The sequence below is a fragment of the Rhizobium sp. TRM96647 genome, assembly GCF_025780115.1.
Lineage (GTDB): Bacteria > Pseudomonadota > Alphaproteobacteria > Rhizobiales > Rhizobiaceae > Mycoplana.
Map to the genome: position 1 here is coordinate 55,173 of NZ_JAOXHF010000003.1, position 18,097 is coordinate 73,269.

Annotated in this window: 17 protein-coding genes; 9 read left to right on the forward strand and 8 right to left on the reverse strand. The window is 65.3% G+C overall.

Annotation, left to right across the window (positions count from 1 at the left end):
- Window positions 1-75: 75 nt before the first annotated feature.
- From OCK02_RS06145 to OCK02_RS06185, 9 genes are all read left to right on the forward strand, one after another.
- Window positions 76-867, forward strand: coding sequence for an ABC transporter ATP-binding protein (locus OCK02_RS06145; RefSeq protein WP_230807147.1), 792 nt, complete (start codon window positions 76-78; stop codon window positions 865-867).
- Window positions 868-1,126: 259 nt separating this feature from the next.
- The gene (locus OCK02_RS06150) at window positions 1,127-1,510 is read left to right on the forward strand and encodes an endonuclease domain-containing protein (RefSeq protein WP_263812271.1); all 384 of its coding nucleotides are present in this window, start codon (window positions 1,127-1,129) and stop codon (window positions 1,508-1,510) included.
- Window positions 1,507-1,842 carry a hypothetical protein gene (locus tag OCK02_RS06155; protein ID WP_263812272.1) on the forward strand — a complete coding sequence of 112 codons (336 nt, stop codon included), beginning with the start codon at window positions 1,507-1,509 and terminating at the stop codon, window positions 1,840-1,842. Before OCK02_RS06150 ends, OCK02_RS06155 begins: the two co-directional genes overlap by 4 nt.
- Window positions 1,843-1,844: 2 nt before the next feature.
- On the forward strand, window positions 1,845-2,729 hold the full coding sequence (locus OCK02_RS06160; protein ID WP_263812273.1) for an ABC transporter permease: 885 nt from the start codon (window positions 1,845-1,847) through the stop codon (window positions 2,727-2,729).
- Window positions 2,726-3,595, forward strand: coding sequence for an ABC transporter permease (locus OCK02_RS06165; RefSeq protein ID WP_263812274.1), 870 nt, complete (start codon window positions 2,726-2,728; stop codon window positions 3,593-3,595). Before OCK02_RS06160 ends, OCK02_RS06165 begins: the two co-directional genes overlap by 4 nt.
- Before the next feature lie 25 nt (window positions 3,596-3,620).
- Window positions 3,621-4,613, forward strand: a complete 993-nt coding sequence (locus OCK02_RS06170) for an ABC transporter substrate-binding protein (protein WP_263812275.1) — start codon at window positions 3,621-3,623, stop codon at window positions 4,611-4,613.
- Between the two features lie 381 nt (window positions 4,614-4,994).
- Complete coding sequence (locus tag OCK02_RS06175; RefSeq protein ID WP_318530125.1) at window positions 4,995-6,167, forward strand: efflux RND transporter periplasmic adaptor subunit; 1,173 nt, start codon at window positions 4,995-4,997, stop codon at window positions 6,165-6,167.
- 211 nt (window positions 6,168-6,378) lie between these two features.
- Entirely contained in the window at window positions 6,379-9,690 is a 3,312-nt protein-coding gene (locus OCK02_RS06180; protein ID WP_263812277.1) for an efflux RND transporter permease subunit, read from the forward strand.
- 259 nt (window positions 9,691-9,949) lie between these two features.
- Window positions 9,950-10,588: a Crp/Fnr family transcriptional regulator gene (locus tag OCK02_RS06185; protein ID WP_263812278.1), complete on the forward strand. Its 639-nt coding sequence runs from the start codon at window positions 9,950-9,952 to the stop codon at window positions 10,586-10,588.
- A gap of 48 nt (window positions 10,589-10,636) precedes the next feature.
- On the opposite strand, the gene OCK02_RS06190 is transcribed toward OCK02_RS06185, so the two are convergent.
- From OCK02_RS06190 to livM, 8 genes are all read right to left on the reverse strand, one after another.
- Window positions 10,637-11,404 (reverse strand): GGDEF domain-containing protein, encoded by a 768-nt coding sequence (locus tag OCK02_RS06190; RefSeq protein WP_263812279.1) that lies wholly within the window; start codon window positions 11,402-11,404, stop codon window positions 10,637-10,639.
- A 170-nt stretch (window positions 11,405-11,574) separates the two neighbouring features.
- Window positions 11,575-11,961, reverse strand: a complete 387-nt coding sequence (locus tag OCK02_RS06195) for a hypothetical protein (protein WP_263812280.1) — start codon at window positions 11,959-11,961, stop codon at window positions 11,575-11,577.
- Between the two features lie 344 nt (window positions 11,962-12,305).
- A complete protein-coding gene (locus OCK02_RS06200) occupies window positions 12,306-13,277 on the reverse strand; it encodes a 2-hydroxyacid dehydrogenase (RefSeq protein WP_263812281.1) in 972 nt (323 codons plus the stop codon).
- A gap of 117 nt (window positions 13,278-13,394) precedes the next feature.
- The gene (locus OCK02_RS06205) at window positions 13,395-14,513 is read right to left on the reverse strand and encodes a branched-chain amino acid ABC transporter substrate-binding protein (protein ID WP_230807037.1); all 1,119 of its coding nucleotides are present in this window, start codon (window positions 14,511-14,513) and stop codon (window positions 13,395-13,397) included.
- Between the two features lie 117 nt (window positions 14,514-14,630).
- Window positions 14,631-14,975 carry a DUF6867 family protein gene (locus OCK02_RS06210; RefSeq protein ID WP_263812282.1) on the reverse strand — a complete coding sequence of 115 codons (345 nt, stop codon included), beginning with the start codon at window positions 14,973-14,975 and terminating at the stop codon, window positions 14,631-14,633.
- A gap of 105 nt (window positions 14,976-15,080) precedes the next feature.
- Window positions 15,081-15,806 (reverse strand): ABC transporter ATP-binding protein, encoded by a 726-nt coding sequence (locus tag OCK02_RS06215; protein WP_230807035.1) that lies wholly within the window; start codon window positions 15,804-15,806, stop codon window positions 15,081-15,083.
- Window positions 15,806-16,702 (reverse strand): ABC transporter ATP-binding protein, encoded by an 897-nt coding sequence (locus OCK02_RS06220; protein WP_318530123.1) that lies wholly within the window; start codon window positions 16,700-16,702, stop codon window positions 15,806-15,808. The genes OCK02_RS06215 and OCK02_RS06220 overlap by 1 nt, the downstream gene beginning before the upstream one ends.
- The gene (livM, locus tag OCK02_RS06225) at window positions 16,702-18,093 is read right to left on the reverse strand and encodes a high-affinity branched-chain amino acid ABC transporter permease LivM (RefSeq protein ID WP_263812283.1); all 1,392 of its coding nucleotides are present in this window, start codon (window positions 18,091-18,093) and stop codon (window positions 16,702-16,704) included. Before livM ends, OCK02_RS06220 begins: the two co-directional genes overlap by 1 nt.
- Between the last annotated feature and the right edge of the window lie 4 nt (window positions 18,094-18,097).

Consider the following 18,097-nt stretch of genomic DNA (forward strand, 5'->3'; position numbering starts at 1 on the left):
CTGACCATGAAGACAATGCCGATTGCAATGCGCCCGACAGGCATGCAGTCTGGTTCCGCCAGTGCCATCGAGGGCATGAAAATGGACAGCGCCTCCGTCGTTTGCGCGCAAAATCTCGGCCTGACCTTCGGAACAGCCGACGGGCCGGTCGTGGCCCTTTCGAATGTCGACCTGACGGTCGACAAGGGCGATTTCGTCTCCTTCATCGGCCCTTCCGGCTGCGGCAAGACCACTTTCCTGCGCGTCATCGCCGACCTGGAGAAGGTGACCTCGGGCACAATCACCGTCAACGGCATGACGCCGGAGGAAGCGCGCCACAAGCGCGCCTACGGCTATGTCTTCCAGGCCGCCGCCCTCTATCCCTGGCGCACCATCGAAAAGAACATCGCCCTGCCGCTGGAGATCATGGGCTATTCGGGCGCCGAGCAGAAGGAGCGGATCGCCCGCACCCTCGAACTGGTCAATCTCGAGGGCTTCGGCAAGAAATATCCCTGGCAGCTTTCCGGTGGCATGCAGCAGCGCGCCTCGATCGCCCGCGCGCTCGCCTTCGATGCCGACCTGCTGCTGATGGACGAACCCTTCGGCGCATTGGACGAGATCGTCCGCGACCACCTGAACGAACAGCTCCTGAAGCTCTGGGCGCGGACCAACAAGACGATCTGTTTCGTCACCCATTCGATTCCCGAGGCCGTCTACCTGTCCACCAAGATCGTCGTCATGAGCCCCCGCCCCGGCCGCGTCACCGACATCATCGAATCGACCCTACCGAGGGAGCGCCCGCTCGACATCCGCGAATCCCCCGAATTCCTCGAAATCGCCCATCGCGTCCGCGAGGGTTTGCGCGCGGGGCATAGTTATGAGGTGTGAGGCGCACATCCGGGAGAAGTCCCCTCCCCAACCCCTCCCCACAAGGGGGAGGGGCTTGGTCGCACTTGCCGCGCCGCTCGCGGAAAATCCTTCTCGTTCGACAACGTATCCGGATACGACGTGTCCCCCCCTCCGACGCAGGCCGTTTTGCGGCAGCGATGCCGCGGTGGTCTCCCTCCCCCTTGTGGGGAGGGTGGTGAGCAAAGCGAACCGGGAGGGGTCTTGGTCACGGCAGGCACGCACATTTGCGAGGGTTTCCATGCCCCATTCCAATATCGCCTCGAAAACCCGCAACCGAGCCAAGCGTCTGCGTAGCGATATGACCAAGGCCGAAGCGGCGATGTGGAACATGCTGCGCGACTTTCGTCCGCGCGGCGCCCGGTTCCGCCGCGAGACGCCCATCGGTCCCTACATCGCGGATTTTGCCTGGCTGTCCGCTCGTATCGTGGTCGAGGTCGATGGCGACAGCCATGAAACCGAAACCGGCCGGCGCCACGATCTGCGTCGCGATGCCTTCCTCGACAGCCAGGGCTTCACTGTCCTTCGGTTCGACAACCTGCAGATCCTCGACGGGCCAGACCATGTTTTCCTGACGATCGAGCGCGCGATCAGCACCCATTTCGCGCGGGAGCCCCACCCATGAACCTCCCCTTCCTCCTCTGGCTCGCCGGCTCCATGGCCGTGTTCCTCTCCGCGGCGACGGCGTCGCGGGCTTATGTGTCGAGCAACAACCTCGCCCTGCTGCTCTTTTCGCTCTTCCTCTATTGCGTCGGCAACCTGATGATGGTGCGGCTGATGCGCGAGGGCGGGCTGGGGCTTGCGATTTCGGCCTCGGCCATCGCGCAACTGCTGTTCGTCAACGTCATCGCCTTTGCCGTCTTCGGCGAGCGGCTGTCCGGCACCCAGCTTGCCGGCGTCGGCCTCGGCGTGGTCGCCATGGGGCTGATGCTGCTGCCCATGGGGGAGAGGATCTGACGATGGACAGGGAGAATTTCGTCCTCGATCGCCTCCTGCCCGTGGCAACCGTCGTGCTCGCGCTCGTGGCGATCTGGTACGTCGCCGCCGTCTTCCTCAACGCGCCCTTCGAGCGCGACACGGCGGCGAGAGCCGGCACGACGATCAGCTTCGCCGAGATCCTGCCGAAGACCATGGCGCAGGAACGTCCGGTGCTGCCGGCGCCGCACCAGGTGATGGCCGAACTCTGGGACACCACCGTCAACAAGGCCGTCACCTCCAAGCGCAGCCTCGTCTACCATGCCTGGGTGACGCTTTCGGCCACGCTGCTCGGCTTCGCCATGGGCACCGTGCTCGGCATCCTGCTTGCCATCGGCATCGTCCACAACAAGGCGATGGACCGCTCGCTGATGCCCTGGGTGATCGCCAGCCAGACGATCCCGATCCTCGCGATCGCGCCGATGATCATCGTCGTGCTCAATGCCGTCGGTCTCTCCGGCCTGCTGCCGAAGGCGCTGATCTCCACCTATCTCAGCTTCTTCCCCGTCGTCGTCGGCATGGTTAAGGGCCTGCGCAGCCCCGAACAGATCCAGCTGGACCTGATGCACACCTACAACGCGTCCTCGGCGCAGACGTTCTGGAAACTGCGCTGGCCGTCCTCCATGCCCTATCTCTTTACCTCGCTGAAGGTGGCCGTGGCGATCTCGCTGGTCGGGGCGATCGTCGGCGAACTGCCGACGGGGGCGGTGGCCGGGCTCGGCGCCCGCCTGCTCGCCGGCTCCTACTATGGCCAGACGGTGCAGATCTGGGCGGCGCTGTTCATGGCGGCGGCCGTCGCCGCCCTGCTGGTGATCATCGTCGGCATCGCCCATTCGGCCGTGCTCAGGCGGATGGGGGCGCGCGCATGAACGCGGCCCCGCTCCTCTCCGCCGTCGTCTTCTGGCTGGCCGCCTGGGCCTTCAACGAATGGCTCGTACGCCAGCATTTCCGGAGCCCCGCCCTCCAGCGCATCGCGCGCGCGGTCGTGCCGCTGCTCTTCGGCGTCACCCTGCTGGTGCTGTGGGAAGGCATCGTGCGCGGCTTCAACGTTCCCTCCGTCCTTTTGCCGCCGCCGAGCGCGATCTGGCAGCGGCTCATCACCTCGCTGCCGACGCTCTGGGCGGATTTCCGCCAGACCTTCCTCAAGTCGGTGATCACCGGCTATATCCTCGGCTGCGGGCTGGGTTTCGTCGTGGCGATCCTGATCGACCGCTCGCCTTTCCTGCAGAAGGGCCTGCTGCCGCTCGGCAATTTCGTCTCGGCGCTGCCGGTGATCGGCATAGCGCCGATCATGGTCATGTGGTTCGGCTTCGACTGGCAATCCAAGGTCGCCGTCGTCGTCATCATGACCTTCTTCCCTATGCTGGTGAACACCGTCGCGGGCCTCGCCGCGGCGAGCCACATGGAGCGCGACCTGATGCGGACCTATGCCGCGAACTGGTGGCAAACCCTGGTGAAGCTGCGCCTGCCGGCCGCCTGGCCCTTCATCTTCAATGCACTCAAGATCAACTCGACGCTGGCGCTGATCGGCGCCATCGTCGCCGAATTCTTCGGGACGCCCATCGTCGGCATGGGGTTCCGGATCTCCACCGAAGTGGGCCGCATGAATGTCGACATGGTCTGGGCCGAGATCGCGGTCGCCGCGCTCGCCGGATCGATCTTCTACGGCGTGGTGGCGCTGGTCGAGCGCGCCGTCACGTTCTGGCATCCGTCTGTCCGCGGTGGACAGGCGTAACAATGTACAAAAAGAGGGAACAGCTATGAAAAAGACTATCGCATCGCTTCTCATGGCAAGCGCCTTTTCGCTTGCTGCCTTCCAGGCCGGCGCGGCCGACAAGGTCACGCTGCAGCTGAAATGGGTCACCCAGGCCCAGTTTGCCGGCTACTACGTCGCCAAGGACAAGGGCTTCTACGAAGAGGAAGGCCTCGACGTCGAGATCAAGCCGGGCGGCCCGGACATCGCCCCCGCCCAAGTGATCGCCGGCGGCGGCGCCGACGTCGTCGTCGACTGGATGCCGTCCGCGCTCGCCACCCGCGAGAAGGGCGTGCCGCTCGTCAACATCGCGCAGCCGTTCAAGTCCTCGGGCATGATGCTGACCTGTCTGAAGGAAAGCGGCGTCAAGGGGCCGGAGGACTTCAAGGGCAAGACGCTCGGCGTCTGGTTCTTCGGCAACGAGTATCCGTTCCTGTCCTGGATGGCGCACCTGAAGATCCCGACCGACGGCGGCCCCGAAGGCGTCACCGTGCTGAAACAGGGTTTCAACGTCGATCCGCTGATCCAGAAGCAGGCTGCCTGCATCTCGACGATGACCTACAACGAATACTGGCAGGTGATCGACGCCGGCATCAAGCCGGAGGACCTCGTCACCTTCAAGTACGAGGACCAGGGCGTGGCGACGCTCGAGGACGGCCTCTACGTGCTCGAGGACAAGCTGAAGGATCCGGACTTCAAGGCCAAGATGGTCAAGTTCGTCCGCGCCTCGATGAAGGGCTGGAAATATGCCGAGGAGAACCCGGACGAGGCCGCCGACATCGTTCTGGAGAACGACAGCACCGGCGCGCAGACCGAAGCCCACCAGAAGCGTATGATGGGCGAGGTCGCCAAGCTCACGGCCGGCTCCAACGGCACGCTCGACGAGGCCGACTACAAACGCACCGTCGCCTCGCTGCTGGCCGGCGGCTCCGACCCGGTCATCTCCAGGGAACCGGAGGGCGCCTGGACGCACGAGATCACCGACTCGGCCCTCAAGTAGGGCCAGCGCCGGCATCTGCAGAAACAGGGCGCGCGGGGACCTCTCCGGGCGCTCTTTCGCTTCGGGGAAGCGCTGTCGGGCCCTTGCGCGTCATGATGGCACGGGCCGGGCCTGTTGCACGCCAACAACGCTCAATGTAAATAGTGAGGCACCATTTTGGTTGCCGCTTGTAAGCATGAGGGCGCCTCATTACATAAAACGCGCGGTTTGGACCGGCCCGACTGGCCGAAAGCGAGCGTCGAGGCGACCTTTTCGACCGCACCCGGAGGAAATGCGGCAGCACGGCAAAGATCGCCGTCCTACGCTCTGTAAATTCATTCGCATATTGAAGGTTCATCCATGGCGCCTGGATTGAAGTACGCACTCTGCCTGTCGGTTGCCATGTCGACGGCGACAGGCCTGGTGCCTCTCGCGGTGTCTGTTGCCCATGGCGCCGATCAAGCACCCGTGGCCGATCAGGCGCAGAACCTCCCGGCAATCGTCGTCACCGCCGTGGAAGAGCGCGCCATCGTCGATCGCGTGATCGCCACCGGCACGATCCAGCCGGTCGAGGAGGTCTATGTCGCCCCGCTCGTCGACGGCCTTTCCATCCGCTCTCTCGGCGCCGACGTGGCTGACCGGGTCAAGGAAGGCGACACGCTGGCGACGCTGAACGATGATGCGCTGGTCTTGGAAAACAGCCGGCTGGCGGCGATGCGGGCGAAGGCGGAAGCCTCCGTCGCGCAGATGCAGGCGCAACTGGTCGAGGCGAAGGCCAATGCCGAGGAAGCCGACAAGGCGCGCATCCGCGCCGAGACACTGGTGAAGACCGGCGCGACATCGCAGGCGACCTTCGATCAGGCGACGGCTGCCGCCCGCGCCGCGGTTTCGCGCGTCACCTCCGCCGAGCAGGCGATCTCGGTGTCGCAGGCGGAAATCCGGGTGATGGACGCCCAGATCGCCGACATCGACCTGAAGCTTGCGCGTACCTCGGTGAAGGCGCCGGTGTCCGGCGTCGTCTCGGCGCGCACGGCCAAGATCGGCGCCATCGCCATGGGGGGAGGCACGCAGCCGCTGTTCTCCATCATCCGCAACGGCGAGATCGAACTGAAGGCGGACGTGTCCGAGGCGAACATCCTGAAGCTCCAGGTCGGGCAGGAAGCGACGATCTCGCTTGCCGGCGGCAGCGACCGTCTGACCGGCCGCATCCGCCTGGTCGAACCGACGCTGAGCAACGACACGCGCCTCGGCCGGGTCTACATCAAGCTCGACGAACCGGAGAAGGCCCGCGTCGGCATGTTCGCCAGCGCCGAGATCACCGCGGAGGAGAAGAACGGCCTCGTCCTGCCGCTTTCGGCCGTTACCACCTCGCGCGAAGGCACCATGGCCCGCAAGGTCGAGGACGGCGTCGTCACCCTGGTCAAGGTCGTCACCGGCATCCAGGACGGGCAGATGATCGAGATCGAAAGCGGCCTTGCCGCCGGCGACGAGGTGGTCGCCAAGGCAGGCGCCTATGTCCGCAACGGGGACAGGATCAGGCCGGTGCGGGCCGCCCAGTCCCAGGCTGCGAACTGAGCGGGGCCCCGGACGGGCAAATCGGCCCCGCCTCGGTCGTCGCGATGGATTTCGCACGACAGGATGCGTGGTAAAATATCGTTCGGGACAACCGCCCGTGCGACGACAAAAATGGGAACGCCGGCACCATCAGGTGCGGAAATGACGCGCGACGATCGAGCCGGCCGGGTGCGATGGCCGCCATGCGCCGTGCCATGAGGACAACTGGAACATGAACTTTTCTGCTTGGTCCATTCGCAACCCGATTGCGCCGCTGCTTGCCTTCTTCCTCCTGATGGTCGTCGGCATGCAGTCGTTCTATTCGCTGCCGATCACGCGCTTTCCGAACATCGACGTGCCTCTCATCTCGGTCAGCGTGACCCAGAGCGGCGCAGCACCGGCCGAACTCGAACTGCAGGTGACCAAGGAGATTGAGGATTCGGTCGCCGGCATCGCCGGCGTCGACCACATCATGTCGACGGTGACCGACGGCAGCTCCGTCACCAGCGTCATCTTCGAGATCGAGGTGCCGACGAACCAGGCGCTCCAGGACGTCAAGGACGCGGTCGACCGCATCCGCAACGACCTTCCCGCTTCCGTCGAGGAACCGATCGTCACCAAGATCGACGTCGAGGGTCAGGCGATCCAGACCTTTGCCGTCTCCTCCCCCAACATGACGCTCGAGGAACTGTCCTGGTTCGTCGACGACACCGTCAAGCGCGCCCTGCAGGGTCGGCCGGGCGTCGGCAAGGTCGACCGCTTCGGCGGCGCCGACCGGGAAGTGCATGTCGACCTCAACGCCGACAAGCTGGAATCCTTCGGCATCTCCGCCGCCGACGTGAACCAGCAGCTGCGCAGCATCAACGCCGACGTCGGCTCCGGCCGCGGCCAGATCGCCGGCGCCGAGCAGGCGATCCGCGTGCTCGGTGACGCACGTTCGGTGGAAAAGCTCGCCGCCACCGTGATCGCGTTGCCGAACGGCCGCTTCGTCCGCCTGTCCGAACTCGGCCGCATCTCCGACACCTACGAGGAGCCGCGCTCCTTCTCCCGCTTCAACGGCAATCCGGTGGTGACCTTCGCCGTCTTCCGCTCCAAGGGGGCGAGCGAGGTGACGGTGGCGGAATCGGTCGAAAAGGCGCTTGCGACCGTTCGCGAGAAGAACCCGGACGTCGCGATCAGCCTGGTCGACGATTCCGTCTACTTCACCTACGGCAATTACGAGGCCGCCCTTCACACCCTCTTCGAGGGCGCGATCCTGGCGGTCATCGTCGTTCTCCTGTTCCTGCGCAACTGGCGGGCGACGCTGATTTCCGCCGTCGCCCTGCCGCTCTCGGCGATCCCGACCTTCTACGTCATGGACCTGCTCGGCTTCTCCCTGAACCTTGTCAGCTTCCTGGCGATGACGCTCGCGACCGGTATCCTCGTCGATGACGCGATCGTGGAGATCGAGAACATTGCCCGCCATATCAAGATGGGCAAGACGCCGTACAGGGCGGCGATCGAGGCAGCGGACGAAATTGGTCTGGCGGTGATCGCCACCACGTTCACCATCATCGCCGTCTTCGTGCCGGTCTCCTTCATGCCCGGCATCCCCGGCCAGTACTTCATCCAGTTCGGCCTGACGGTCGCCGTCGCCGTGTTCTTCTCGCTGGCGGTGGCGCGCCTCATCACGCCGGTGATGGCCGCCTACCTGATGCGGGCCAGCGACGCCGACGGCCACGACGAGGAGAAGGACGGCGCCTTCATGCGTGGCTACACCGCGATCGTCCGCACCACGACGAGCCACTGGTACAGCCGCTACGCCACCCTCGTCGCCGCGATCGCCTTCCTCGCCGGTTCGCTGTGGCTGCTGGCGCAGGTGCCGGGCAGCTTCATGCCGCCGGAAGACGCCTCGCGCGTCATCCTCTCGATCGAGCTGCCGCCGGATGCCATGCTCGAGGATACCGACCATACGACGGCCCAGATCTACGACCGGCTCAAGGACATCGATGGCGTCAGCGACATCTTCATCCTCGGCGGTTCCTCTCCCAAGGGCGATCTCGAGCTCCGGCGCGCGGGCATCACCGTCATGCTCGACAAGCGCGACCACTCGCTCGTCAACAGGGTGGTCAACGACGTGATCGGCGGCCTGCCGGTGATCGGCCAGTACCTGCCGAAGCTGCCGCCCGCCGGCCGCACCGTGCCGCAGTGGGACATCGAGCGCGAGATCTTCGCCGCCCTTCGCGACATTCCCGATGTCCGCATCATCAAGCTGAACGACCGCTACGAGCGCGACCTGTCCTTCAACCTGCTCTCCAACAACGAGGCCGACCTGGACAGGACCGTGGCCGTGCTCGAGGCGAGGCTGCGCGCCGATCCCGTGCTCGCCAATGTCAGCCCGGACGGCTCGCTGCCGCGCCCCGAGCTGCAGATCCGGCCGCGGGACGACCAGATGGCCCGCCTCGGCATCACCACCGCCCAGATCTCCGAGGTCATCCGCGTCGCCACGATCGGCGACATCGATGCCCAGCTCAGCAAGATGTCGCTCGACGACCGGCTGATTCCGATCCGCGTCCAGCTCGACCGCGACTTCCGCGGCGATCTCGGCGCGATCCGCAACCTGAAGATCAGGACCGCCAAGGGCGAATTCGTGCCGCTGTCCTCCGTCGCAGACATCGACTATTCGGAGGGCCCGAGCTCGATCAAGCGCTACGACCGCAACCGCGTGGTCGCGATCGGCTCGGACCTGCAGCCGGGCGTGGCGCTCGATACGGCGACGGCGCGCTTCAAGGAAATCGCCGAGAGCGTCGACATGCCCGACACCGTCCAGTTCCTGGAAAGCGGCGACGCCGAGGTGCAGGCGGAGATGCTGCAGGGCTTCGGCAATGCCATGCTGCTCGGGTTGCTGCTGGTGCTGACGGTGCTGATCCTGCTGTTCAAGGACGTGATCCAGCCCTTCACCATCCTGTTCTCGCTGCCGCTCGCGATCGGCGGCGTGGCCGCCGGCCTGATCCTGACGCAAAATTCGCTTTCGATGCCGGTGCTGATCGGCATCCTGATGCTGATGGGCATCGTGACGAAGAACGCGATCCTGCTCGTCGACTTCGCCATCGAGATGATGCATCGGGGCATGGAGCGCACGCAGGCGATGGTGGAAGCCGGCCGCAAGCGCGCCCGCCCGATCGTCATGACCTCGATCGCCATGTCGGCGGGCATGCTGCCCTCTGCGCTCGGCGTCGGGGAAGGCGGCACGTTCCGTGCGCCGATGGCGATCGCCGTAATCGGCGGCATCATCGTCTCCACCGTGCTGTCGCTCGTCGTCGTGCCCTCCTTCTTCCTGATCATGGACGACCTGTCGCGCCTGCTGGCCCGCATCTTCGGCCGCATGGTCGGCAAGAAGGACGAGGAGCCGCCGCCGCTCGACAACGAGGCGTTGACCGAGGCTGCGAACGAGGCCGCCCGCAACGTCGAGGCCCTCGACGACCGAGTCTCCGCCCTCGAGAAGCGCGAACGCGGAAAGAAACCGCTCAGCGTCGTGCATCACTCCGCCCTCGCCGCGGAGTAGACGGCAAGAAGAATCGCGATACGGAAGCCGGGGCAACACCCCGGCTTCTTCGTTTCATGAGACAGGAAAGGCGCGGCACCGCAATTTGACCGAAATCAACGTGCGCCGCCTGTTTTCGCTCTAGTCTTTCGTCACATGCCGGACTTGCCATCCCTGTCTTCCGAGGAGGCACATTCGTCCGGAACGATGTCGGGAAGGAATGGGCGCAAGAACCATGAACAGGATGATGAGACCCAACGCCTGGGAACGTGAAACCCTGATGTCCCTGCCGCTGTTGTCCGCGCTCGGGCTGGAGAGCCTGTCGGCCATGCTGGATCTCGCGACCGTGCGGACCGTCGGTGCGCGACAGACCCTGTTCCGCGAGGGCGAGCCGGCCGATACGCTCTACTGCGTGCTCGGCGGCTATGTGCGGACGTTCCACCTGTCGCCGCAGGGGCGCGAGGTCGATCTTCTCATCCATGAGCCCGGCGACCTCGTCGGCGCCAGCGTCTGCCTGCACGGGCAGAACTATTGCGCCAGTGCCCAGGCCACGGACGCCGTCAAGATCGCCTTGTTCCCGCTGCAGCGTGTGCGCGAGCTTGCAGCCGCCAAGCCGGACCTGGCCCTGGCGCTCGCCAATGTCCTGGCCGGGCAGTTCGCCGGCAGCCTGTCCACGATCGCCGACGATCGCCTGCACACCGCACCGCAGCGGGTTGCCCAGTATCTGAAGAAACAATGCCCGAGCGGCGCGCGCAACGTCAGCTTCCGCCTGCCCTACCAGAAGAACCTGCTGGCCGGGCAGCTGGGACTGGCGCCCGAGGCGCTGTCGCGCGCCTTCTCGCACCTGCGCCGCCACGGCGTCAGTGTGCGCGGCCGGCTGGTGCAGGTAAACGATCCGGAAGAGCTTCAGTCGGTCTGAGGTCGGACCTGGCGCCCGAAGGCTGCGCGCATGCGCAGTACAGGATTGTCAGCACATCGGCTTCGCGTGCTTGTCAAAGGCATAGACGGCGCGTGTGCTGGCCGTGTCGCGGGCGTTCGTGAGCGCCCGGCGCGCCGCGTCCATCGTCACCGCGGCCGGCACGTTCGGTGCAATCCGGGCGACGCCCGCAGACAGCGCCACTGCAACAGCCCCCGAGCGGGTCGCCACCGACCGCGTCGCAACCGACCGACGCACGTCCTCCACCAGCAGGATGCAATCGTCCGGGCTCTGGCTTGCCAGCATGACGACGAACTCGCCGTCCGCCGATCGCCCGACCTGATGGGGCGCGTGGAAGGTGCGCGAGAGTTCCTCGGCCACCAGCCGCAGAATGAGGTTGGCGGTATCCGACCCATAGCGGCTTGCGAGGAAGGCGAAATGGGCCACGCCGAACAGGATCACGAAGCCGGGTACGGCGGCAGCGTCCAGAGTTTCCGTGATCGCCTCCGGTTTCATGACGCCAGAGAGCGGATCGGCGAGACCGGCACGGTCGATCCTGGCGCGCAGGTGCTGGAGCGCGCCGAGACCGAGGCCTGCAAGGGCGGTCAGCAAGGCCGCCACGCTCGCGGCCATCAGGAGCGACGACGCCACCCCTTGCGCGGCGGGTCCGGGCTCGGGCAACGGCAGGAGCCGGATCGGCGCATGCAGGGCGGCCAGCATCAGGTGCAGGCCGGTCGCCAGCGCCGCCGCAATCAGGAAGCCATACGGCAGGATCGTCGCGAGCTCGGCCTTTGCCAGTGCGTGATGACCGCTCCGCAAGCCTCCCGATGAAGAACCGTCCCGAAACATTACATTCTCCGCATTCGCATGCGGCGAACATAAAGGGGTGAATTTCACATCCGGCTAATCCGATCGATAAAAATCGACGCAACTCATACCAACCGGCTATGCCGGGGCGGCACCCGTGCCCCGACCCCGCGGCCTTCCGGTCAATAGGCGCGCGGCGGCACGAACAGGCAGATCGTGCGGCCGCTGTCGCCACCTGCGACCGAGCACCAGTGGAACTCGCCGTCGGGCGACGGGCGGACGCGCGCGTCCCGGTATGGCACGACCTCTCCGGTGACATTGATGACGAAACCCTCCGGCCGCTCGCTGATCGCCCTAGTGGCGACCGGGCGACAATCGTTCATCGAACAGCAGGCATAGGGGTAGCTCCAGCCGCTCGGCGCGTCGTGGCCGTTTGCCGGCAGGGCGAACCCCGACCAGAGCGCGACCTGAAGGGCCGCGCCGAGGACCGGAAGCGAACGGCGCCGGGCTGCGCCGGCGCTGCGGGCATGAAGATGCGGTTTACCGTCAGGCAATGAAGGATGGGGCATACTTGTCTCCTGTTCGGGATAAGCTGTCGCCTGACCCGCCTCGGAGCGTTCTTCCCTGTTCGGCGCGCGCCAAGCCCTCGACGCGGAGCGATGCCGGCATGAAGGGCCGGCATCGGTTCAAGTGCCGCCATGTCCGGCCCCTATCGACCCGCGGACATGCCGACCTGCCTTGTATCGAGGATGGTGTCGCGATTCCGGCGGCCGCGCAAGATTGGGCGCGCCCTCCCGCCGGCTGCGCCCGCCAGATCCGGAAGGGGTGCTGCATTTCTGCAATGGTCCGGCACGGGAACCGGAAACGGGGGACCAGCCTTCGATTGACGATCCGGGACGCGCGCCGGGTTGCTTCAGGCCACCCGGTCCGGCGGCTCGCGCCCGTCGAAGAAGGCGGTGATGTTGTCGACGACCTTCATCCCCATGGCGATCCGCGTTTCTGCCGTCGCACTTCCGAGATGCGGCAGCAGCACCACGTTCTCCATCTGCCGCAGCGCCTCCGGCACATGCGGTTCGGCCGCGTAGACGTCGAGGCCTGCGCCGGCGATGCGGCCCTCGGCAAGCGCACTGGCGAGCGCCGCCTCGTCGACGATATCGCCGCGGGCGGTGTTGATGAGGAAGGCGGACGGCTTCATCGCCTGCAGCCGGCGGGCGTCGATCAGCCCCGTGTTCTCGCCGCCACCCGGGCAATGCAGCGAGACGAAGTCGGCTGCGGCCAGCACCTCCTCCACCGTATCAAGCTGCCTTGCGCCATGGCGCGCCGCCTCCGCCGGATCGACCCGCGAGCGATTGTAAAAGACGACGTCCATGTCGAAGCCGAAGTGGCAGCGTCTGGCCATCGCCTTGCCGATCCGCCCGAAGCCGATGATGCCGAGCGTCTTTCCGGTCACCTTCGTGCCGATCATGTGGGTCGGCCGCCAGCCCGTCCATCCGCCGGCCCTGACCTCCCTTTCGCCCTCGCCGGCCCGGCGCGCCACCGAAAGCAGCAGGGTCATCGCGATGTCGGCCGTGCAGTCGGTCAGGACGCCCGGCGTGTTCGTCACCACGATGCCCCGCGCCGAGGCCGCGGCGATGTCGATATGGTTGTAGCCGACGCCGTAGTTGCCGATGATCCTGGCGGCAAGCGCCCCCTCCCCGAACAGCGCCGCCGGCAGGCGGTCGGAGACGGTCGGCAGCACCGCGTCGAAGCGCGCCAGCGCATCCGCCAGCATCGCCTGGTCCATCGGCCAGTCGCTGGTGTTGAACTCTGCGTCGAACCGCTCGGCCAGAACGGCCTCCACTGCCTGGGGCCACCGCCGCGTGACCAGGATGCGTGCCTTCTTCATTCTTCCCTCCGTTCCATGTGCGCCCAGCAGACATGAAAAGAGCCCGGACGCAAGCGCCGGGCTCCAGTTTTCAGCCGGTTTCGGGCGGTCTTGGCGCCGCCCTTTCCGCCGGAACGATTATTCGTTCTCGAAGTAGCTGTACTTGCCGTCTTCACCCTTCTTCCAGGTGTACATGACGTAGTCCGGACGGGTGATGTCGCCCTTCTCGTCGAAGCCGAGCTCGCCGATGGCGGTCGCGAACGGACCCTTGGCCTTGATGGCTTCGGCAACAGCCTGCGAATCGGTGCCGCCGGCAGCCTTGATGCCATCAGCGATGACCTGAACGGCCGCATAGGCGTAGAGCGTGTAGGCTTCCGGTTCGAAGCCGGCAGCGCGGAACTTCTCGACGAGGTCCTTTGCGGCCGGGTTCTTGCGCGGATCCGGAGCAAACGTCATCAGCGTACCGTCGACGGCGTCGCCGGCGATCGAGGCCAGTTCGTTCGAGACGATACCGTCGCCCGACATCAGCGTCGCCTGAAGGCCCTGATCCTTCATCTGGCGCATGATGAGGCCGGCTTCGGTGTGCAGGCCGCCGTAGTAGACGATCGAGACGCCGGCTTCCTTCATCTTGGCGATAAGCGCCGAGAAGTCCTTGTCGCCGGTGTTGATGCCTTCGTAGAGGGCCTCGGTGACGCCGGCTTCGTTCATGGCCTTCTTGGTTTCGTCGGCAAGACCCTGACCGTACGGGGTCTTGTCATGGATGACGGCGACCTTGGCATCCTTGAAGTTGGCGGCGATGAAGGAACCGGCTACGATGCCCTGCTGGTCGTCGCGGCCGCAGGTGCGGAACGTGTTCCAGAGCCCGCGCTCGGTGTAGGTCGGGTTCGTCGAGGCCGGGGAGATCTGCAGGATGCCGTTTTCGGCGTAGATTTCCGAGGTCGGGATCGAGACGCCCGAGTTGAAGTGACCGACAACGAACTTCACGCCGTCAGCGACGAACTTGTTGGCAACCGAAACGCCCTGCTTCGGATCGGACACGTCGTCGCCGAGCACGATCTTGACCTGCTCGCCGTTAATGCCGCCGGCTGCGTTGAGATCGGCTGCGGCCTGTTCTGCACCCTTCTGCAACTGTGCGCCGAAGGCAGCGTTCGGGCCGGTCATCGGGCCGCCGACGCCGATCAGGATATCGGCCCAGGCGTTGCCGCTGAACGCGACCATTGCGGCCAGCGCAACAGCAGACAAGAGAGACTTCTTCATTTTGTTACTCCCAAGTTTAAGGCAGGTCAGTTTTTAACCGGTCGCAATACCCACCACCATTGCGCCGATGTCTTTGTTCCAAGACCGGCGCCAGCACGCCGGGCCTGGGGTTCCCTCTTATTTGGCTTTCCAGGAGAAGGGCGAAGCCTTCTCGTAGAGCCAATAGTAGATATTGGTCATCTGCCTCGTGCGGTAGAAGCGATAACCGGCCGTAGCAAACAACAAAAGAACCACGGTGTCCACGAAATAGTACTGCAAAGTCAGCATGCTACCGTTGAACAGCGCGTGGTGGATGAAGCGGATCGCCACCCCTAGAAGCAGCACGTATAGGACGAGCGTCCGATAGTTCTGCCAGTTTTCCGCGACGCTCTTGCCCGTTCTCCAGGCGGTCCAGCCACCCATGATGACGGTGACGAAAAGGAACTGCAGAAACGACGGCTCCTCGTAGAGAATTCCCTGCATGTCACATACTCCTTCTACGGCGCCGCGCATCGTCCAGGACGCGCAAGGGTCGCCGCAACGCTTTCGTTCTGCGCCCGGTCGCAAACGACCATGCGCCAGCCGTCCTCAATGCCGTCCGCCTTCCAGATAGGCGGCGCGCACTTCCGGGTTGGCCAGCAACTCCTTGCCCGAACCGCTCATCGTCACCCGGCCGTTGACCATGACGTAGGCGCGGTCGGAGAGCTTGAGGGCGGCAAAGGCGTTCTGCTCGACGAGGAACACGGTCAGCCCCTGCTCCTTGTTCAGCACCTTGATGGCATCGAAGATCTGCTTGACGATCAAGGGCGCGAGGCCGAGCGACGGCTCGTCGAGAAGAAGCAGCTTCGGCCGCGCCATCAGCGCACGCCCGATCGACAGCATCTGCTGCTCGCCGCCCGAAAGCGTGCCGCCGCGCTGCGCCTGGCGTTCCTTCAGGCGCGGAAACAGCGTGAAGATCTTCTCCACGTCCTCGTCGAAGTATTTCAGCTTGTCGAGGCTCGCCCCCATCTGGAGGTTCTCGTAGACGGTCATCCGCGGGAAGATGCGGCGACCTTCCGGCGACTGGGCCACGCGCAGGCGCGCGATCTCGTGCGTCGGCAGCCGGGTGATGTCCTGGCCGTCGAAGACGACGGTGCCGGTGCGGGCCTGCGGGCTGCCGCAGATGGTCATCATCAGGGTCGACTTGCCGGCGCCGTTGGCGCCGATCAGGCTGACGATCTCGCCGCGCCTGACCTCGACGTCGACGCCGGCCAGCGCCCGGATGTTGCCGTAGTAGGTCTCGACGCCGTGGACCTTGAGAAGGGTCTCGCTCATCAGTGCTTGCCCCCCTGCTCTCCGTCGCTCTCCTGGATCTCCTCGATCTCTTCGATCACCTCTTCGACCTCTTCGTCCTCGACGCCCAGATAGGCCGCGATGACCTTCGGATCGTTCTTCACCTCGTCCGGCGTGCCGTCGGAAATCTTCTGGCCGTATTCCAGCACGATGACGTGGTCGGAGATTTCCATGACCACCGACATGTCGTGCTCGATGAGCAGGATCGACGTGCCGGTGTCGTTTCTAATCGAGCGCAGGAGCTCGTTGAGCGCCAGCGACTCGCGCGGATTGAGGCCGGCCGCCGGCTCGTCCAGGCACAGGAACTCCGGTCCCGTGCACATGGCCCGCGCGATCTCCAGACGGCGCTGCGCGCCGTAGGGAAGGTCGCCGGCCGGATCGTCGGCACGCTCGATCAGGTCCGCCTTTTCCAGCCAGTGCTTGGCGATCTCGATCGACTGCTCCTTCGCGCGCCGGTAGCCGGCGAAGCCGAGGAGACCGAGAATCGTGTAGCCCGACGCCCGCATCAGCATGTTGTGCTGCGCGACCAGCAGGTTTTCCAGCACCGTCAGGCCCGAGAACATGCGGATGTTCTGGAAGGTGCGGGCCACCTTGGCGTCGCGGGTGATCTCGAAATCCGGCATGCGTTCCAGCAGGAACGTCTTGCCCGATTGCTGGGTCATCGAGATCATGCCCATGGTCGGCTTGTAGAAGCCGGTGACGCAGTTGAAGACGGTCGTCTTGCCGGCGCCGTTCGGGCCGATCAGGGCGGTGATGTCGCCGCGGCGTGCCTCGAAGGACAGGTCGTTGATCGCCATCAGGCCGCCGAAGCGCATCGACAGATGTTCGACTTTGAGGATCGGGTCTTGGTTCATCGCATTCGTCTCGAGGGCGGACATCAGCCGTGTCCCTCCTTGGTAAAGCTGCCGGACACGGCCTTGCGCTCGTGCAGGAAGGCGGTCGGTTCACGGCTGCCGACGAAACCGCGCGGTTTCCAGACCATGACCACGACCATGGCGAGGCCGAAGATCAGCATGCGATAGAGTTCCGGCGTGAAGTCCGGGCCGAACACCGCCTTGAGGAAGGTCATCTCGCGCAGGAGCTCGGTGCCGCCGACCATGACGGTGGCAGCGACAGCGATGCCGACGAGCGAGCCCATGCCGCCGAGAACGACGATGGCAAGGATGATGGCCGATTCGAGGAAGACGAAGGATTCCGGCGAGACGAAGCCCTGCCGCACCGCAAAGAACGATCCGGCGAAACCGCCGAACATCGCGCCCGTCGCAAAGGCGGTGAGCTTGGTCGTGACCGTGTTGATGCCCAGCGAACGGCAGGCGATCTCGTCTTCGCGCAGAGCCTCCCAGGCACGGCCGATCGGCATGCGGCGCAGCCGGATCGTCACGTAGGCCGTCAGCAGCGCCAGCGCCAGGATCACGTAGAACAGGAAGATCTTGTAGTAGGCCGACGACATCGGCAGGCCGAAGACCTTGGCGAAGTTGTTCGGAGCCCCCACGTCGAACGACCAGATGCCGAAGACGCTCGCCTTCGGGATGCTGGAAATACCGAACGTGCCCCTGGTGACCTCGGTCCAGTTGATCAGGACGAGGCGGATGATCTCGCCGAAGGCAAGCGTCACGATCGCCAGGTAGTCACCTTTCAGGCGCAGCACCGGGAAGCCCAGGATCATGCCCCAGAATGCGGCGAGGATGCCGGCGAGCGGAAGCAGGATCCAGAACGAGAAGCCGAAGTGCTGGGACAGGAGCGCATAAGAATAGGCGCCGACCGCGTAGAAGGCGACATAGCCGAGGTCGAGCAGCCCGGCGAGGCCGACGACGATGTTCAGCCCCCAGGCCAGCATCACATAGATGAGGATCTGGATGCCGAAATTGTCGACCCACTTCAGCGACCCCTGCACGCCGAAGAGCGTGACCGCGATGGGCGGCATCAGCGCGACGACGACGATGGCGATCTTGCTGAAATTGCGGGCAAGAAAGGTCTCCGGCGCCGCCTTGTCCACGGCCGCGGCCCGCGCCGCCTTGCGCGCGGCAATCCACGGCTGGATGAACAGGACGCCGAGGAAGCGCCCGACGGCCGCGACGGCGACGAAGACCGCCAGCAGTCCCCAGCGCTGGTTGAGAACAAGTTCGTTGCGGATGTTCTGGGTCGTCTCCAGGCCGACGAACAGGAAGAACAGGCCGAAGGCGACGAGACCGGCATAGAAGCCCTCGCGCAGAGCCCGCGCCGTCAGGTTCCCGGCGGCGCCCTCGTTGGAGTAGGTAGTCGTTGCCATTGGG

What these genes read in the sequence shown, in the direction of transcription:
- OCK02_RS06195 (WP_263812280.1), bottom strand. Translation starts at nt 11,961, where the DNA reads ATGCCCCATCCTTCATTGCCTGACGGTAAACCGCATCTTCATGCCCGC.
- OCK02_RS06160 (WP_263812273.1), top strand. Translation starts at nt 1,845, where the DNA reads ATGGACAGGGAGAATTTCGTCCTCGATCGCCTCCTGCCCGTGGCAACC.
- OCK02_RS06180 (WP_263812277.1), top strand. Translation starts at nt 6,379, where the DNA reads ATGAACTTTTCTGCTTGGTCCATTCGCAACCCGATTGCGCCGCTGCTT.
- livM (WP_263812283.1), bottom strand. Translation starts at nt 18,093, where the DNA reads ATGGCAACGACTACCTACTCCAACGAGGGCGCCGCCGGGAACCTGACG.
- OCK02_RS06205 (WP_230807037.1), bottom strand. Translation starts at nt 14,513, where the DNA reads ATGAAGAAGTCTCTCTTGTCTGCTGTTGCGCTGGCCGCAATGGTCGCG.
- OCK02_RS06220 (WP_318530123.1), bottom strand. Translation starts at nt 16,702, where the DNA reads ATGTCCGCCCTCGAGACGAATGCGATGAACCAAGACCCGATCCTCAAA.
- OCK02_RS06215 (WP_230807035.1), bottom strand. Translation starts at nt 15,806, where the DNA reads ATGAGCGAGACCCTTCTCAAGGTCCACGGCGTCGAGACCTACTACGGC.
- OCK02_RS06210 (WP_263812282.1), bottom strand. Translation starts at nt 14,975, where the DNA reads ATGCAGGGAATTCTCTACGAGGAGCCGTCGTTTCTGCAGTTCCTTTTC.
- OCK02_RS06145 (WP_230807147.1), top strand. Translation starts at nt 76, where the DNA reads ATGAAAATGGACAGCGCCTCCGTCGTTTGCGCGCAAAATCTCGGCCTG.
- OCK02_RS06185 (WP_263812278.1), top strand. Translation starts at nt 9,950, where the DNA reads ATGTCCCTGCCGCTGTTGTCCGCGCTCGGGCTGGAGAGCCTGTCGGCC.
- OCK02_RS06155 (WP_263812272.1), top strand. Translation starts at nt 1,507, where the DNA reads ATGAACCTCCCCTTCCTCCTCTGGCTCGCCGGCTCCATGGCCGTGTTC.
- OCK02_RS06150 (WP_263812271.1), top strand. Translation starts at nt 1,127, where the DNA reads ATGCCCCATTCCAATATCGCCTCGAAAACCCGCAACCGAGCCAAGCGT.
- OCK02_RS06200 (WP_263812281.1), bottom strand. Translation starts at nt 13,277, where the DNA reads ATGAAGAAGGCACGCATCCTGGTCACGCGGCGGTGGCCCCAGGCAGTG.
- OCK02_RS06165 (WP_263812274.1), top strand. Translation starts at nt 2,726, where the DNA reads ATGAACGCGGCCCCGCTCCTCTCCGCCGTCGTCTTCTGGCTGGCCGCC.
- OCK02_RS06170 (WP_263812275.1), top strand. Translation starts at nt 3,621, where the DNA reads ATGAAAAAGACTATCGCATCGCTTCTCATGGCAAGCGCCTTTTCGCTT.
- OCK02_RS06175 (WP_318530125.1), top strand. Translation starts at nt 4,995, where the DNA reads ATGTCGACGGCGACAGGCCTGGTGCCTCTCGCGGTGTCTGTTGCCCAT.